General features: G+C 69.7%; 13 protein-coding genes. 6 read left to right on the plus strand and 7 right to left on the minus strand.

The genetic code is table 11. The features are described from left to right. Positions 1 to 69 precede the first annotated feature (69 nt). From A5732_RS09645 to A5732_RS09655, 3 genes are all read right to left on the minus strand, one after another. Positions 70 to 4,257, minus strand: coding sequence for a DUF3367 domain-containing protein (locus A5732_RS09645; RefSeq protein ID WP_076102070.1), 4,188 nt, complete (start codon positions 4,255 to 4,257; stop codon positions 70 to 72). Positions 4,258 to 4,309: 52 nt separating this feature from the next. After that, on the minus strand, positions 4,310 to 4,483 hold the full coding sequence (locus tag A5732_RS09650; protein WP_007769006.1) for a DUF2613 domain-containing protein: 174 nt from the start codon (positions 4,481 to 4,483) through the stop codon (positions 4,310 to 4,312). Between the two features lie 86 nt (positions 4,484 to 4,569). Then, positions 4,570 to 4,773: a DUF2613 family protein gene (locus tag A5732_RS09655; protein ID WP_076102089.1), complete on the minus strand. Its 204-nt coding sequence runs from the start codon at positions 4,771 to 4,773 to the stop codon at positions 4,570 to 4,572. 120 nt (positions 4,774 to 4,893) lie between these two features. Between A5732_RS09655 and A5732_RS09660 the strand changes: the two genes are divergently transcribed. The 3 genes from A5732_RS09660 (at position 4,894) to A5732_RS09670 (ending at position 8,044) form a co-directional block, all read left to right on the plus strand. Continuing rightward, entirely contained in the window at positions 4,894 to 6,051 is a 1,158-nt protein-coding gene (locus tag A5732_RS09660) for a glycoside hydrolase family 3 N-terminal domain-containing protein (RefSeq protein ID WP_076052233.1), read from the plus strand. A 63-nt stretch (positions 6,052 to 6,114) separates the two neighbouring features. Next, the gene (locus A5732_RS09665; RefSeq protein ID WP_076052234.1) at positions 6,115 to 6,765 is read left to right on the plus strand and encodes a TetR/AcrR family transcriptional regulator; all 651 of its coding nucleotides are present in this window, start codon (positions 6,115 to 6,117) and stop codon (positions 6,763 to 6,765) included. Positions 6,766 to 6,790: 25 nt separating this feature from the next. Further along, positions 6,791 to 8,044: a chloride channel protein gene (locus A5732_RS09670; protein WP_076052235.1), complete on the plus strand. Its 1,254-nt coding sequence runs from the start codon at positions 6,791 to 6,793 to the stop codon at positions 8,042 to 8,044. Positions 8,045 to 8,055: 11 nt separating this feature from the next. Here A5732_RS09670 and A5732_RS09675 read toward each other — a convergent pair whose 3' ends face one another. Both A5732_RS09675 and A5732_RS09680 read right to left on the minus strand, forming a co-directional pair. Then, a complete protein-coding gene (locus A5732_RS09675) occupies positions 8,056 to 8,898 on the minus strand; it encodes a MaoC/PaaZ C-terminal domain-containing protein (protein WP_065074010.1) in 843 nt (280 codons plus the stop codon). A gap of 9 nt (positions 8,899 to 8,907) precedes the next feature. Continuing rightward, the gene (locus tag A5732_RS09680) at positions 8,908 to 10,272 is read right to left on the minus strand and encodes a 3-oxoacyl-ACP reductase (protein ID WP_076102071.1); all 1,365 of its coding nucleotides are present in this window, start codon (positions 10,270 to 10,272) and stop codon (positions 8,908 to 8,910) included. A gap of 152 nt (positions 10,273 to 10,424) precedes the next feature. Between A5732_RS09680 and A5732_RS09685 the strand changes: the two genes are divergently transcribed. Then, positions 10,425 to 11,759 (plus strand): acetyl-CoA C-acetyltransferase, encoded by a 1,335-nt coding sequence (locus A5732_RS09685; protein ID WP_064953701.1) that lies wholly within the window; start codon positions 10,425 to 10,427, stop codon positions 11,757 to 11,759. A 333-nt stretch (positions 11,760 to 12,092) separates the two neighbouring features. Here the strand turns inward: A5732_RS09685 and A5732_RS09690 are convergent, their stop codons facing one another. Further along, positions 12,093 to 13,928 carry an acyl-CoA dehydrogenase gene (locus A5732_RS09690; RefSeq protein WP_065052830.1) on the minus strand — a complete coding sequence of 612 codons (1,836 nt, stop codon included), beginning with the start codon at positions 13,926 to 13,928 and terminating at the stop codon, positions 12,093 to 12,095. A gap of 201 nt (positions 13,929 to 14,129) precedes the next feature. Here A5732_RS09690 and A5732_RS09695 point away from each other — a divergent pair, with 201 nt between their 5' ends. Beyond that, positions 14,130 to 15,143 carry an isopenicillin N synthase family dioxygenase gene (locus A5732_RS09695; RefSeq protein WP_076102072.1) on the plus strand — a complete coding sequence of 338 codons (1,014 nt, stop codon included), beginning with the start codon at positions 14,130 to 14,132 and terminating at the stop codon, positions 15,141 to 15,143. 83 nt (positions 15,144 to 15,226) lie between these two features. Further along, positions 15,227 to 15,715, plus strand: coding sequence for a flavin reductase family protein (locus A5732_RS09700; protein ID WP_065053588.1), 489 nt, complete (start codon positions 15,227 to 15,229; stop codon positions 15,713 to 15,715). A gap of 24 nt (positions 15,716 to 15,739) precedes the next feature. On the opposite strand, the gene A5732_RS27315 is transcribed toward A5732_RS09700, so the two are convergent. Further along, complete coding sequence (locus A5732_RS27315; protein ID WP_171974997.1) at positions 15,740 to 15,904, minus strand: hypothetical protein; 165 nt, start codon at positions 15,902 to 15,904, stop codon at positions 15,740 to 15,742. Positions 15,905 to 16,003: the final 99 nt, after the last annotated feature.

Raw genomic sequence — 16,003 nt, forward strand, 5'->3', positions numbered from 1 at the left:
GTGAACGGTTACGCCAACCCGCATATCCAGTCAATCAGCCGGTAAACGGGTAGCCAATAGCCCGGCCAACTATTCGTCGCGCGGCCCCTGGGCGCGTTCGGGGAGCGCAACCACCGAAGCGGTAAGCACCGCAAGCGAAATCAGCGCCAGCAGCTGGACACCGGCGGAGTGGCCGGCGTAGCCGTCGGCCGACCGCCAGGGCTGCCGTGACAGCACCGCGCCGGCCAGGATCAGGCCGCCGGCGCTGCCCAGCACGCTGAGGCGTTCCCAGCGCTCTCGGCGCAGCGCATACCGCAGACCCAGCGCGGCCCCCATCACCGCGACACCGCCCAGGCCGGCGATCACCCCCGCGGCGAGCAGCGCCGGGACGGCCGCCCATGGGCCGGGTCGCCATGGCCGCGCGGGCGCGTCGTCGTCCTTTCGTCGGGTGCGCCACAGCGCGAGCATCGCCAGCAGCGGTAACAGCGCCAGGCCCCCCGCCAGGCCGGCGCGGTAGAGCGAGTTGGAGGCGAACGTCAGCGTGATGGTGCCGGGGTCGCCCGCGGGCACCAGCCAGCCCTGCTGCCACCCGTTGACCGCGATCGGCGTCAAGCGGGCGCCGGTGCTGGTGCGCGCCACCCAGCCCGGGTTGATGCTTTCCGGGATGACCAGCACCCGTGACGTCGACGAGGCGGGCGCCTGCACCTCGCGGCGATCCGGGCCCCAGGCCCGCCAGGACGAAACACGCAGCGGCCGCGCGACTTCGGTGGCAGCCGGGGCGCTTAGTTCGGCTCCGTCCACGACGAATTGGGCGCCGGGGCTGATCAGCAGCTCCTGTTGGCCGGCGGGCAGCGCGATCGGCTCGCGTTCGCAGGGCACCGCGGCGACGGGCGCGTCATCCAGGATCGCCCCCACGGTGGTGTGGATCGCGGTGTGCACGAACCGGCCCGCGACCGCGACGACGGGTCCGCGGTCGCAGCCGACGCTGATCTCCCGAGCGCGGTTGCGGGCCGCGTCGGCGGGCGCGATCGGGTTGCCGTCGGCGCCCAGCGCCGCGACCTCGGCGAGCCCTGGCGGTTTGAGCTGGTCGAAACCCAACGCGTTGCGGTCGATGATGTCCTGCCAATTGAGCAGGCTGATGGTCACGGTGTCGGTCACCCGGGGTTTCAGCGGCACCGTCTGCACGCCGTCGGGTTTCAGCGCGGCGGCCTGCGGGCCATCGCCCAGGTTGACGGCCACCATCGTCGGGTGCGCGGGCAACGTCGACCGGCTCGGAGCCAGCCGCACCCCGGAGACCTCGGTGGGGCGGGGCAGCGTGAGCGTCAGGGTCGGCGGGGTCTTGTGCTGCACCACCCGCTGCGGCGCTGTCCACGCGGTGGCCGGGTCGCCGTCGGCGGCCGCGTACGCCGAGCCCAACACGTCGACGGTGTCCGAATCACCATGGGCGACGGTGATATTCGGCTCGGCGATCAGGTCAGCCAGCTTGGGCCCCTGGCGCGGGCGCACCCACACCGTCGGGGTCACCGAGATCGGCGCCGGCACGGTCAGCGTCCGGCTGAAATTGACCGGTTCCTCCGGGGCCAGGGCCATCGACGGCGCGCAGCGCACACCGTCGGGCGCCGCGGCGCAACCCGGCCTGCCCAGCAGCTCCGATCCCAGGTCCCACCCCGCGACCGGCGAGCCCGGCGGTGGCCCGGGCACACGCACGGTGTGCCGCAGGTCGACCTGGTGCGCGAATCCAGAGGCGTCGTACTGGGTGATCGACAGGTCGGTGATGCCGAACTGCACGCCGGCGGATCCGTCGTCGGTGCCCGCGGCGGTGATCCGCACCCATGGGGTCTCGCCGTAGGGCAGCGCCGCGGCAAGCGGCTTGCCCGGCTGGTCGAAACGCAAAGTGGTGCTGCCCGTGGCGGTTTCGATCAGGATGCGGCGCACCTGGGCGCCGACGGCGGTGGCGCTGGGCGTCAACGTGATCGCCGCGTTGGTCACCGGATGGTCGAAATCGATCCGCATCCACTGACCGACGGCGGCCTGCAGCGAGTTGGACACCCAGGCGGTCGCGGAGTCGCCGTCGATCGCCGCGGCCGGCGAGGTCGCCGGTGCCACGTCGGGCATCGCGGTGGAATCCGACGATGAGCTCGATACCGTGATCCGGCCGCCGGTCCAGGCGCCGGTCACCGGGTCGGCGCCGGGGACGGGGTAGTCGGGCACCCGGTTGTAGGTGTGCCGCGCGTCGCCGGGGGCCCGGATCGCCGACGAATGTTGGTCCACCCGGCCGTAATCCGTCTCTCGGGCCACCGGGGTGTCGGTGATGGTCACCCCGGCGTCCATCGGTAGCCCGGCGCCGCGCGCGTCGGCGCTCAGCAGCGCCGGGCCCAGCGGCGGCTGGCCCAGCAGCCGTCGCCGCTCGTCAAGGCGCAGCAGCGCCTCGGGGCCGCCGTCGAGCCGGGCCAGCCGGCCGGTGTCGACGAAATACGGTGTGGCGGGGTCACTGTCGTCGCCGACGCGGTAAATCTCGACCGCCGGATATCGCGGTCGCAGTCCGCTGTCCGCGACGAAACCCGCGAGCGTGCCGGGACCCACCGGCGCGCCGAACTGTGCGACCTTGCGCAGTCCGGGTGACCCGTCGACGGCGCGGTGGACCAGGATCGGGCGCGCCGATCGCGACGTGTCGGGGTCGAGGTCGTTGCGTAGCGCCACATAGGAAATACCTTGGCGGGCAAGGGTATCTGCCAAGCCCGCCGAGGGGCGGCCTGCGGCGAACAAGCGCTGCACCGAATCGAGCGCCCGGATGGTCTGCGGCGGGGTCAGCGGGATGGAATCGCGCACCCCCCATGGGCTGGCGCCCAGCACCTGCAGCGGCTCGTCGTGGCTGGTGCCCCACACCTGGGTGGCGAACGGCGCCCCCGGGACCACGAGCACCCGCCCGGCGGTCGGTGTCCCGGTGTTGTGCTCGGTGAGCCAGTCGGCGGCCTCGTGCCAGTACTGCGGGATCGCGGTGAAGGTTCCCGGTGGCGCCAGCCGACCGGTCCACGCCAGTGACGTGCTGACCATCAGCGCCGTCACGACCACGATCGCGGTGGCGAGCCGTTTGTCACGCTCGGGGTGCGCAAAGGCGCGCAGCCACACCAACGTGGGTGCGCTGCCCGGCAGCGGTATCCGGCCCAGGAGGTGCGCGAGGCCCAGCACCACCGGGACCCTGATCACCGATCCCAGCTTGTGCACGTTGCGCAGCGGGGCGCCGCCGGCGTCCAGGAAGGCCTGCACCGCGTGCGCCACCGGCGACCCCAGCCCGCCGCTGTATCCGGCGGCCATCAGCACCACCCCAACCAACAGCATCGTCACCAGCCGCCCGCGCGCGGGCATGGCCCGGCCGGCCAGGCCCGCGAGCCCGGCCGCCGCGACCAGGCAGGTACCGAGCACCGCCGCCGACCCGGTCACCAGCGGAGCGCCCGCGGTGGCGGTCGGCGCCACGTATGGGGTCCAGCTGTCGGTGCCACGCAGCATCTCGACCAGTGACGACCATTGCGTCGTCACGCCCGACGATTCGATGAAGTCCAGGAACGGAGGGCTGATGGCGCGCAGCATCACCAGCGCCACCACCCACCACAGCGTGGCCAGCACCAGGGCCACCAGCCACCACCCCGTGTAGCGCCACCACAACCGGTTCGGCCGGTGGCACGCCCACCAGATCACCGCCGGCAGGCAGCCGGCCGCGGTCGCGATGGCGTTCACGGCGCCCATCAACGCGATGGCCAGTCCCGCCTGCCCGGCCAGCGCTCGCACGGATCGGCCGCCGGCGGCTCGCAGGGCGAGGATCGTGGGCAGTAACACCCAGGGCGCCAACATCATTGGCAATGTTTCCGACGAGATCGAGCCGAGCGTGGTCAGCACTCGCGGTGACAGCGCGAACGCGGCCGCGGCGATTACCCGCGACGCCGGGCTGCCGATCCGCAACGCCTCGGCGACCCGCAACAGCCCCCAGAAGCCGACGGCGAGCAGCAGCGCCCACCACAGCCGCTGGGTGATCCAGCCGGGGACGCCCAGCGCGTGGCCGACGAGAAAGAAGGTGCCGTGCGGAAACAGGTATCCGTACGCCTGGTTCTGCGCCTGACCGAACGGCAGCTCGCTGTTCCACAGATTGGTCGCCCGGGCCAGAAAGCGCAGCGGGTTCGCGGTCAGGTCAAGCTTGGTGTCTGGGGAGATCCGTCCGGGGGATTGGGCGAACGCCAGGGCCAGCGCGATCGCACCGACCAACCAGAGCCACCGGCGCGACACCGGCCCAGCCGTCGAGCATGGGACCGGCGCTCCGGTCCCTGTCCGCGACTGGCTAGCTACGGTTGCCGTACTCGACCCGGTTGAGCACTGACGACTGCGGATCGCCCCCGGGGAGTGGCGGCTTCGTGTCTTGCTGGACCATCAGCGTGATCCCGAAGATCGCGGCCGCGCCGAGCAACAGGCCAACCACAACGCTCGCTGCGGCGGGCGCAACGATCCGGTTCATCGAAGGCTCCTGGGTGTCGGCTTGCGGTCGTGACTTTCGACCTACGCCAACCTAGCAGAAGGGCACCCGGCCAACGGGAACGCTCGTCACCAGTGCAGACAGTGCCCGTGAAAACAGCGGTCGCCGTATTCCACCTGATAGGGACCGGCCGGAAGCGCAGGGCGCTGCACGCTCGGCACCTGCACCAGGCTGTGGTCGGCCACGGCGAGCGTGATCCCGACGGTCGTCGCCACCCCGACGGACAACCCCACCGCGATGCTGACCGCGGCGGCCAACGAGAAACCGTTAATCGCTGGCTCCTCCCTGCCAGTCAATGGGCGCCCCGACAAGCCCCAGCCCCCTGATCTGCAACGTACCGTTGATGCCCCCTGGAGCCGGGCACGAAACGCCCGCCGTGAAAGCATGGCCCGATGGCATTTTCGCGCACCTTGGCCGTGCTTGCAGCCGCGTCGGCGCTGGTGGCCGGTTGCGGCCACCACACCGCCCACCCACCCGGCACGTCGACGAAGACGTCGAGCAAGCCGGTGGCCGCTCCGGCGCCGCCGGTGTGTGCCGACCCGTCGGCGGTTCCGGCGACGTTGGGCCTCCGCGACAAGCTCGCGCAACTGCTGATGGTGGGCGTGAAGAACGCCGACGACGCCCGGGCCGTCGTCAACGGCTACCACGTGGGCGGCATCTTCATCGGCAGCTGGACGGACCTGTCGATCTTCAAAGGGCCGCTGACCGACATCGCGGCCAAGGCGGGCCCGCTGCCGCTGGCGGTCAGCGTCGACGAAGAGGGCGGTCGCGTCTCGCGGCTGAAGTCGCTGATCGGGACCTCGCCGTCGCCCCGCGAGCTGGCGCAGACGCAAACCGCCCAGCAGGTCCATGACCTGGCCGCCGACCGCGGCAAGAAGATGCGCGACCTGGGCATCACGGTCGACTTCGCGCCCGTCGTCGACGTCAGCGACGAGCCCGACGACGCCGTGATCGGCAACCGTTCGTTCAGCGCGGATCCGGCCAAGGTCACCGACTACGCCGGTGCCTATGCGCAGGGGCTGCGCGACGCCGGGCTGCTGCCGGTACTCAAGCACTTCCCCGGCCACGGGCACGGCTCGGGCGATTCGCACACCGGGGGAGTCGTCACGCCGCCGCTGGACGATCTGCAGAACAACGATCTGGTGCCCTACCGGACGCTGGTGACCACGCCGCCGGTCGGGGTCATGGTGGGCCATCTGCAGGTTCCCGGTCTCACCGGCGACGCGCCGGCCAGCCTGAGCCCCGAGGCGGTGCAGCTGCTGCGCAACGGGGTCGGCTACAAGGGCCCGCCGTTCACCGGGCCGGTGTTCAGCGACGACCTGTCCAGCATGGCCGCCATCTCCGACCGCTACGGGGTGTCGGAGGCTGTGCTGCGCAGCCTGCGCGCCGGCGTCGACGTCGCACTGTGGGTCACCACCGACGAGGTGCCGGCGGTTTTGGACCGGTTGCAACAGGCGGTGGCGTCGGGCGACCTGCCGGCCAAGCAGGTCGACGATTCGCTGGTGCGGGTGGCGACGATGAAGGGCCCCAGCCCCAGCTGCGGCCACTAGTGGGTGTGCGGCGGGACCGCATTGCTTACTCTTGAGTCAGATAGACGGCTGGAGAGGCAAGCGATGGCGGGTGGTACCAAGCGGTTGCCGCGTGCCGTTCGCGAGCAGCAGATGCTCGACGCCGCCGTCCAGATGTTCTCCGTCAACGGCTACCACGAGACCTCGATGGACGCCATCGCCGCCGAGGCGCAGATCTCCAAGCCGATGCTGTACCTGTACTACGGCTCCAAGGAGGACCTGTTCGGCGCCTGCCTGAACCGCGAGATGGGCCGGTTCATCGACGTGGTGCGGGCCGACATGGATTTCCAGCAGAGCCCCAATGACATGCTGCGCAACACCATTGCGTCGTTCATGCGCTACATCGACGCCAACCGGGCGTCCTGGATCGTGATGTACACCCAGGCCACCAGCTCGCAGGCGTTCGCCCACATGGTCCGCGAGGGACGCGAGCAGATCATCGACCTGGTGGCCGGGCTGATGCGGGCGGGTAGCCGCAACCCGCGCTCCGAGCGCGAGCACGAGATGATGGCCGTGGCCCTGGTGGGCGCCGGCGAGGCGGTCGCCAACCGGCTCAGCACCGGTGACGTCGACGTCGACGAGGCGGCCCAGCTGATGATCGACCTGTTCTGGTACGGCCTCAAGGGCTCACCCGCCGAGCGGGAGGCGGCCGCGGCCCACCCCGACGCGGGCGGCTCGGACGCCGCCGCCGACTAGGCCTACATTCGTTCAGGTGGCCCGCATGAGCGTCCCCCGCTCGGACCGCGGCAACCTCGACTTCTTTTGCGCGGTAATCCTCGTCGGGTTGCTCGCCGGAGTTGCCGGATTGGCGACGACGTTCGTGCTGCGCGCCGTACAGCACGCCACCTACAACTACAGCTTCGGCGCGCTGTTGGCCGGGGTGGCCGCCAGCAGCCCGATCCGCCGCGTCGTCGGCCCGATGATCGGCGCCGCCCTGGCCGGCCTGGGCTGGTGGCTGCTGCGGCGCCGGGCCGAGGTGCCTCCGCTGGCGCAGACCATCGCCGCCCGCGAACCCGTGCCGAGGCTGTCCTGGAGCATCGACGCCCTGCTGCAGGTGCTGCTCGTCGGATCGGGCGCGTCGCTGGGGCGGGAAGGGGCCCCACGCCAATTCGCCGCGGCGCTAAGCGATTTGGGCACCGGATGGCTCAAGCGGCTCGCACCGCGCGACCGCGAGGTCCTGCTGGCGTGCGCCGCGGGCGCCGGCCTGGGCGCGGTGTATGCCGTCCCGCTGGCCGGCGCGCTGTTCTCGATCCGGATCCTGCTCACCACCTGGCACCCGCGAGCGGTGGGCGCGGCGTTTCTGTCCTCCGGCCTCGCGGTCGCCGTCGGTTCGGCCATCACCCGCGATCAGCCCAATCTGCATTGGCCGATCGAGGAGTCGACGTATCTGCTGACCGCGCACGGATTGTTGCTGGCGCCGGTGGCTCTCGCGGTGGGACTGGCCTTCAACCGGTTGATGGCCGTGGCACGCCCGGCCCGCCAGATGCGGACTCCGTTGCTGATCCCCGCGCTCGCCGGGGCCGGCCTGGTGATGGGGATCTGTTCGCATTGGTGGCCCGAGCTGCCCGGCAACGGCCGCAGCATCCTCACGGTCAGCCTGGCCAGCGGCATGACCCTGCTGTCGGCGCTGGCGATCCTGGCGCTGAAACCCCTACTGACCGCACTGTTTCTGCGGGCCGGCGGGGCAGGCGGGTTGCTCACGCCCTCGCTGGCCACCGGCGCTGCCGCCGGGGCGGCGCTGATCTTGACGATCAACTGGGCGACCGGCACCCACCTGCACGTGCCGGCGGTGTCGCTGGCCGGCGCGGCCGGCGTGCTCGCGGTGACGCAGGGCTCACCGATCTGGGCGGCGATCTTCGTCTGGGAACTCGCCCGGCCGCCGCTGTGGCTGTTCCTGCTATTCCTGCTGACCGCGACCAGCGCCCACGGTCTGAAACTGCTTGCCACGGGCCGCAGTTCGACGCACGCGGGCTAGTGGCGTCGGCGCTAAAGCGCCCGGACCGTGCCGGTCAGGTGGGGGTAGCCCTTGGCGATGTTGCGCAGCGAAATGTCCCAGCCGCCGTCGTGCTCGTCGATGTAGAGTCCCGTCGTCGCGGGCAGCACCACCGGCTTGCCGAACCGCACCGAGTACCGGGCCGCATCGGGAATCTGCGCCTCGACGTTGGCCAACACGGCTGCCGCAGTAAACATTCCGTGCGCGATCACCGTCGGGAACCCGAACAGCTTGGCCGCGACCGAGTTGGTGTGGATCGGGTTGTGATCGCCCCCGACGTCGGCATAGCGCCGGATCAGCCCCGGGCTGATCCGCAACACGGTGGACGGCGGCGGCAGCTTGGGCTGCTTCTGCGGGGGCGGCTTGGGTTCGTCGGACAGGCTGGTCCGCTGCTGGTGCAGGAAGGTCGTCACCTGGTGCCAGGCGGTGTCGTTGCCGACGCTGACGTCGGTCACCAGATCGACCAGCAAGCCCTTGCGGTGCTCGCGCAGGTTCTCGGCGTGCACGCGCACGCCGACGGTGTCGGTGACCGCGATCGGGCGGTACTGCGTGATGTGGTTCTCGGTGTGCACCGATCCCATTGCGGCGAAAGGGAAGTCGAACCCGGTCACCAGGGACATCATCGCCGGAAAGGTCAACGCGAACGGGTAGGTCAGCGGCACGTGATTGCCGTAGCGCAGACCGGTGACCCCCGCGTACTCGGCCACGTTCGCGCGGTCGATCGGCAGCTCCTCGATGGTCACCGTGCGGGTGGGCAGCTCGCTGCTGCGCGACACCACGGGCAGGGCCCCGGCGGCGGCGCGCAGCATGTTCTTCAGGCCGCTTGGCTGATTCATGACGTTCTCCTATGCGCCCAGCATGGCCTGGCCGCAAACGCGAATGACGTTGCCCGTCACCGCATTCGAAGCCGGGCTGGCGAAGTAGGCGATGGTTTCCGCGACGTCCACCGGCTGCCCGCCCTGCAGCAGCGAGTTCATCCGGCGTCCGACCTCGCGGGTGGCCAGCGGGATGGCGGCCGTCATCTGGGTTTCGATGAATCCCGGCGCGACGGCGTTGATGGTGATGCCCTTGCCGTAGAGCTCCGGGGCCAGCGACTGGGTGAGGCCGATCATTCCGGCCTTCGTCGTCGCGTAGTTGGTCTGGCCGCGGTTGCCGGCGATGCCGGCCATCGACGACAGGCCGATCACCCGGCCGCCCTCGCCGAGCGTGCCGTTGGACACCAGCCCTTCGGTAAGACGCAGCGGGGCAAGCAGATTGACGGCCAGGACGGCGTCCCAGCGGGCATCGTCCATGTTGGCCAACAGCTTGTCGCGGGTGATGCCGGCGTTGTTGACCAGCACGTCGGCGCGGCCGCCGTGGTGCTCGCGCAGGTGCTCGGTGATCTTGTCGACGGCGTCGGGCGCGGTGACGTCGAGCCACAGCGCGGTGCCGCCGACCCGGCTGGCCGTCTCGGCCAGCGTCTCGGCGGCCGATTCCACGTCGATCGCGACCGGGCGCTCGCCGTCGCGGGCGAACACCTCGGCGATCGTCGCACCGATTCCGCGGGCCGCCCCCGTGACGATGGCGACCTTGCCGTCCAGCGGGCGCTCCCAGTCGGCCGGGGGCGTGGAGTCCGCGTCCCCGACGTAGAAGACCTGGCCGTCGACGTAGGCGGACTTGGCCGACAAGATGAACCGCATCGTCGATTCCAGGCCCGTCGCGGCGGGTTTGGCGTCCGGCGACAGATAGACCAGGGCCACCGTGGAGCCGTTGCGCAGCTCCTTGCCCAGCGAGCGGGTGAAGCCCTCGAGCGCGCGCTGCGCGATCCGCTCGTGCGGGCTGGCGGCGGCGTCGGGCGTGGTGCCGACCACGGCCACGCGCGCGCAATGGCCCAGATTGCGCAGCAGGGGAGTGAAGAACTCGTACAGCCCCTTGAGCCCCTCGGGCGTGGTGATGCCGGTGGCATCGAACACCAGGCCGCCGAACTTGTCGGCCCATCGACCGCCCAGGTTGTTGCCCACCAAGTCGTAGTCGGCGTCCAGCGCCGCGCGCAGAGGCTCGACGACCCTGCCCTCCCCGCCGATCAGCAGCGCCCCGGCCAGCGGCGGTTCACCGGCCCGGTAGCGGCGCAGCGTCTCGGGTTGGGGAACGCCGAGCTGCTTGGCGAGAAACGATCCAGGACCGGAATTGACGATCTGAGAGAACAGATCGGACGAAGCTTTGGGAGCCACTGGAGCTACCTTCCATGTTCTTGCGAAGTTGGGGTATGCCTACAGCACAACCGTATCGAGGACGAACTTACTGCAGAGTAAGAACAGTGAGTAGTATGGCCCCAGACGGGCGATTCCCAAACCGATAGACCGCAGAAACACGGAGAAGAACAGTGGCCCCTGCAAGCTCTGAGGCAAGCAAACAGCGCAGTTCCGAGCGGCGGCGCGTGGCCGTCCTGGGCGGCAACCGCATCCCGTTCGCCCGGTCGGACGGGGCCTACGCGGAGGCGTCCAACCAGGACATGTTCACCGCCGCCCTGGGCGGTCTGGTGGATCGTTTCGGGCTGGCCGGCGAACGGCTGGGCGTGGTGGTCGGCGGCGCCGTGCTCAAGCACAGCCGGGACTTCAACCTGACGCGCGAATGCGTGCTCGGTTCGCAGCTGTCCTCCCACACGCCGGCGTTCGACCTGCAGCAGGCCTGCGGGACCGGGCTGCAGGCGGCCGTCGCCGCCGCCGAGGGCATCGCGGCCGGACGCTACGAGGTGGCCGCCGCCGGCGGGGTGGACACCACCTCCGACGCCCCGATCGGTCTGGGCGACAACCTGCGCCGCACGCTGCTCAAGCTGCGCCGGGCCAAGTCCAACGTGCAGCGGCTGAAGCTGGTCGGCACGCTGCCCGCCACCCTGGGCGTCGAGATCCCGGTCAACAGCGAACCCCGCACCGGGCTGTCGATGGGGGAGCATCAGGCGCTGACCGCCAAGAAGATGGGCATTGCCCGGGTGGCCCAGGACGAGCTGGCCGCGGCCAGCCACCGCAACATGGCCGCCGCCTACGACCGCGGCTTCTTCGACGACCTGGTCACGCCGTTCTTGGGGCTGTACCGCGACGACAACCTGCGCGCGGACTCGTCCGCGGAGAAGCTGGCCAAACTGCGTCCGGTGTTCGGCGTGAAGGCCGGCGACGCGACGATGACCGCCGGCAACTCCACTCCGCTGACCGACGGCGCGTCGGTGGCGCTGCTGGCCACCGACGAGTGGGCGGCCGCTCATTCGTTGACGCCGCTGGCCTACCTGGTCGATTCGGAGACCGCGGCGGTCGACTACGTCAACGGGCGCGACGGCCTGCTGATGGCCCCGACCTACGCGGTGCCGCGGCTGCTCGCCCGCAACGGCCTGAGCCTGCAGGACTTCGACTTCTACGAGATCCACGAGGCCTTCGCGTCGGTGGTGCTGTGCCACCTGCAGGCGTGGGAGTCCGAGGAGTACTGCAAGGAGCGGCTCGGCCTGGACGCCGCGCTGGGCGCGATCGACCGCTCCAAGCTCAACGTCAACGGGTCCTCGCTGGCCGCCGGGCACCCGTTCGCGGCCACCGGCGGGCGGATCCTGGCCCAGGCGGCCAAGCAGCTCGCCCAGCGCAAGGCCGAGCAGAAGGGCGGCGGCACCGTGCGTGCCCTGGTCTCGATCTGCGCGGCCGGCGGCCAGGGCGTCGCCGCGATCCTGGAAGCCTGACCGGTCGGGCGCACGTCGCCCCTGGTGGCTCGGCATTAGTCATGAGTTGAGTCACATCTGGTTAGTCGGATGGGGGTGCGGGTATCCGACCCACCGGATGGCCCCGTGTTGTGGTCTGACCCCCCGACCCCGACGGCAATACGGGGCATCCCCCGAATGCGAGCGTTGGTCCGTTTCGACGGGTCGGCGTACGAAAAGGGCCGCCGCTGGAGTGAGGGGATCCAGCGGCGGCCTTTTTGGTGTCGGCCAGCGTTTTCTGCGGTCTGGCTAAGCGACAAATCCCCCGCTTCGACGCGCGAAGCGGGGGATTTGCGCGTGTCGTTTCGAGTTGGCCTAGAAGGCGGCCTCGTCGAGCTCCATGATGTCGTTGTCCAGCGTGTCGATGACCTCACGAGTGCTGGTCAGCAGCGGCAGGAAGTTCTTCGCGAAGAACGATGCCACCGCGACCTTGCCCTCGTAGAAGGACCGCTCCTCGCCGCTGGCGCCGGCGTCGAGCGCCGCCACGGCGACCGCCGCCTGACGCTGCAACAGCCAGCCGATGACCAGGTCACCGACGCTCATCAGGAAGCGCACCGAACCCAGACCCACCTTGTACAGGCTGGTCACGTCCTCCTGCGCCGCCATCAGGTAGCCGGTCAGGGTCGCCGCCATCGCCTGGACGTCGGTAAGTGCCTTGGACAGCAGCTCCCGCTCGGTCTTCAGGCGGCCGTTGCCGGACTCGCTGTCGACGAATTGCTGGATCTGCTCGGACACGTGGGCCAGCGCCACACCCTTGTCGCGGACGATCTTGCGGAAGAAGAAGTCCTGCGCCTGGATGGCGGTGGTGCCCTCGTAAAGCGAGTCGATCTTGGCGTCGCGGATGTACTGCTCGATCGGGTAGTCCTGCAGGAAGCCGGACCCACCGAAGGTCTGCAGGCTCTCGGTGAGCTTGGCGTACGCCTGCTCCGAGCCCACACCCTTGACGACCGGCAGCATCAGGTCGTTGACCTTGACCGCCAACTCGGCGTCCACACCGTGCAGGGCCTCGGCGACGGCCGAGTCCTGGTAGGTCGCCGTGAACAGGTACAGCGCGCGCAGACCCTCGGCGTAGGCCTTCTGGGTCATCAGCGACCGGCGCACGTCGGGGTGGTGCGTGATGGTCACCCGCGGTGCGGTCTTGTCGGTCATCTGGGTCATGTCCGCGCCCTGCACGCGAGACTTCGCGTACTCCAGCGCGTTCAGGTAACCCGTCGACAGGGTCGCGATGGCCTTGGTGCCGACCATCATGCGGGCCTGCTCGATGACCTCGAACATCTGCGCGATGCCGTTGTGCACCTCGCCGACCAGCCAGCCCTTGGCGGGGACGTCGTGCTGGCCGAAGCTCAGCTCGCACGTCGCCGACACCTTCAGGCCCATCTTGTGCTCGACGTTGGTGACGTAGACGCCGTTGCGCTCGCCCAGCTCACCGGTCTCGAAGTCGAACAGGAACTTGGGTACGAAGAACAGCGACAGGCCCTTGGTGCCCGGTCCGGCACCCTCGGGGCGCGCCAGCACCAGGTGGAAGATGTTCTCGAACAGGTCGCCGGAGTCGGCGGAGGTGATGAACCGCTTCACACCGTCGATGTGCCAGGAACCGTCCTCCTGCTGGACTGCCTTGGTCCGCCCGGCGCCCACGTCGGAGCCGGCGTCCGGCTCGGTGAGCACCATGGTCGAACCCCAGCCGCGCTCGGCGGCCAGCTCGGCCCACTTCTTCTGCTCTTCGGTGCCGAGGTGGTGAAGGATCTGGGCGAAGCCCGCCCCTCCGGCGTACATCCACACGGCCGGGTTGGCACCCAGAAGATGCTCGTGCAGGGCCCACAGCAGCGCCTTGGGCGCGGGCACTCCGCCCAGAGCCTCGTCAAGACCGACCTTGTCCCAACCCGCCTCGATGACGGAGTGGACGGACTTCTTGAAAGACTCGGGCAGCGTCACCGAGTGCGTCTTCGGGTCGAAGACGGGCGGATTGCGGTCCCCCTCGACGAACGACTCCGCGACCGGCCCTTCGGCCAGCCGGCTGATCTCGTTCAGCATTTCTTGGGCTGTGTCGGCGTCCAGGTCGGCGTAATCGCCCTGGCCCAGCGCCTTGTCAACGCCCAGAACCTCGAACAGATTGAATACCTGGTCGCGGACGTTGCTCTTGTAGTGGCTCACTACGGTCCTCCTCGTTGAGAATGCCACTTGTGGTTGAGTACTAGGTCTAAGTTACCCACCAGTAACAAGACCCAAAATATCGCTCGCGTCAGCGGGATGCAAGTCAATGTGACCTAGATTTCATTGCCTAATTAACCAACCGGTTGGGAAGCTGCTGGTCATGCCGTTGAAATTCGATCTACCTGCGGCGATGATCCACACATGACCGATGTGCGTGGCGTCACTGCGCTACCCGTGGTGGACCTGCGGGCCGAGCCCGGCCGCCTGCGCGACGGTTTGCGCGAGGCCGGCCACGAGGTCGGCTTCTTCTATCTGACTGGGCACGGGGTGCCGCCGGACCTGGTGAGGCGGGTCCTGGACGCGGCGCGCCGGCTCTTCGCGCTGCCGCAACCCGACAAGGACGCCGTCGCGATGGTGCGCAGCCCCCACTTCCGGGGTTACACCCGGCTCGGCGGCGAGCTGACCCGCGGGGAAGTGGATTGGCGCGAGCAGATCGACGTCGGGCCGCAGCGCCCGCCGATCGGTGGGCTGGACAAGTCCGACTATCGGTGGCTGCAGGGTCCCAATCAGTGGCCGGCCGCGCTGCCCGACCTGCCCGGGATCGTCGAGGAGTGGGACGCCGCGCTGTCCGCGGTGGCCCGCGCCCTGCTGCGGCACTGGGCGGCCGCGCTGGGCAGCCCGTCCGACGTGTTCGACGCGGCCTTCGCCGAGGCGCCGGCCACGCTGATCAAGATCATCCGCTACCCGGGCAGTGCGGCCAGCGCGCAGGGCGTGGGCGCGCACCGCGACTCCGGGGTGCTGACGCTGTTGCTGGCCGAGCCGGGCAGCACGGGCCTGCAGGTGCGGGCGGCCGCAAACTCCGATGACGGCTGGATCGACGTCCCGCCGCGCGAGGGGGCGTTCATCGTCAACATCGGTGAACTGCTGGAGGTGGCCACCCGCGGGTACCTGCGCGCCACCGAGCACCGGGTCAACCTGGCGGGGCCCGCGGGCGAGCGCATCTCGGTGCCGTTTTTCTTCAACCCGCGCCTGGACGCGCGGATCCCGGTGCTGTCGCTGCCCGACGACCTCGAGGCACACGCGCAGCGCGTGGATGATCCCTCGGATCCGATCTTCGCGGTCTACGGTCGCAACGCCTGGAAGAGCAGGCTGCGGGCCCATCCGGATGTGGCCGCGGCGCACGGGTATTCGGCAGAACGCTTAGAAAACGGATAAGGGTGGCCGTGCCGGGGTGACCGGCGCCGGGTAGGGTCGTTTCCGATAAATCCCGTCTCCGGCTCTAGGGGCGAATAAGTCCGGTGAACTCGAATAACAAGCTGACAGCGTCGTCACTTCGTGAGGCCTTCGGTCATTTCCCGTCCGGAGTGGTGGCGATCGCCGCCGAGGTGAACGGAACCCGGGAAGGCCTGGCGGCCAGTACCTTTGTCCCCGTCTCGCTGGACCCGCCGCTGGTGTCGTTCTGCGTGCAGAACACCTCGACGACGTGGCCCAAGCTCAAGGACCTGCCGATGCTGGGCATCAGCGTGCTCGGCGAGGAACATGACGAAGCCGCGCGCACGCTGGCCGCCAAGACCGGCGACAGGTTCGCGGGGTTGGAGACGGTTTCCCGCTCCACGGGTGCGGTGTTCATCAAGGGCACCGGCCTCTGGCTGGAGAGCGCGATTGAGCAGCTCATCCCGGCCGGCGATCACACCATCGTGGTACTGCGAGTCAGCGAGGTCACGGTGGACGCCGACGTGGCGCCCATCGTGTTCCATCGGAGCGTTTTTCGCCGGCTCGGCGCGTAATCCGCCTCGCCGGGGGTTGACCGGCTAGGGGCGGTGGCTCAGCTCTTCCCGAAAGCCCTGGATGCGGCTCTCGAGTTCGGCGGCATCGCTGTACCGGCCTTCCTTTTGCGCGAGCTGGGCGCGCACCGACAACTGCCGAATCGCGGTGCGAATGTTGTTGATGCTGGCGGTTTCTCGCATGGGTTCCATGAACTGCCTTTCCGGTCGTGGCTAGCTGACCGCACGGGGCGGCCCGACAGGATGCAGTTTGGTTACCCGGGTCCCGCGACGGCCTAACGTGCCATGGCG

Source organism: Mycobacterium colombiense, from assembly GCF_001953985.1.
In the GTDB taxonomy this organism is placed as follows: domain Bacteria; phylum Actinomycetota; class Actinomycetes; order Mycobacteriales; family Mycobacteriaceae; genus Mycobacterium; species Mycobacterium colombiense_B.

Excerpts from the sequence above, each read along its gene's own strand:
- A5732_RS09650 (WP_007769006.1), bottom strand. The coding sequence starts at position 4,483 with ATGAACCGGATCGTTGCGCCCGCCGCAGCGAGCGTTGTGGTTGGCCTG.
- A5732_RS09660 (WP_076052233.1), top strand. The coding sequence starts at position 4,894 with ATGGCATTTTCGCGCACCTTGGCCGTGCTTGCAGCCGCGTCGGCGCTG.
- A5732_RS09665 (WP_076052234.1), top strand. The coding sequence starts at position 6,115 with ATGGCGGGTGGTACCAAGCGGTTGCCGCGTGCCGTTCGCGAGCAGCAG.
- A5732_RS09670 (WP_076052235.1), top strand. The coding sequence starts at position 6,791 with ATGAGCGTCCCCCGCTCGGACCGCGGCAACCTCGACTTCTTTTGCGCG.
- A5732_RS09675 (WP_065074010.1), bottom strand. The coding sequence starts at position 8,898 with ATGAATCAGCCAAGCGGCCTGAAGAACATGCTGCGCGCCGCCGCCGGG.
- A5732_RS09695 (WP_076102072.1), top strand. The coding sequence starts at position 14,130 with ATGACCGATGTGCGTGGCGTCACTGCGCTACCCGTGGTGGACCTGCGG.
- A5732_RS27315 (WP_171974997.1), bottom strand. The coding sequence starts at position 15,904 with ATGGAACCCATGCGAGAAACCGCCAGCATCAACAACATTCGCACCGCG.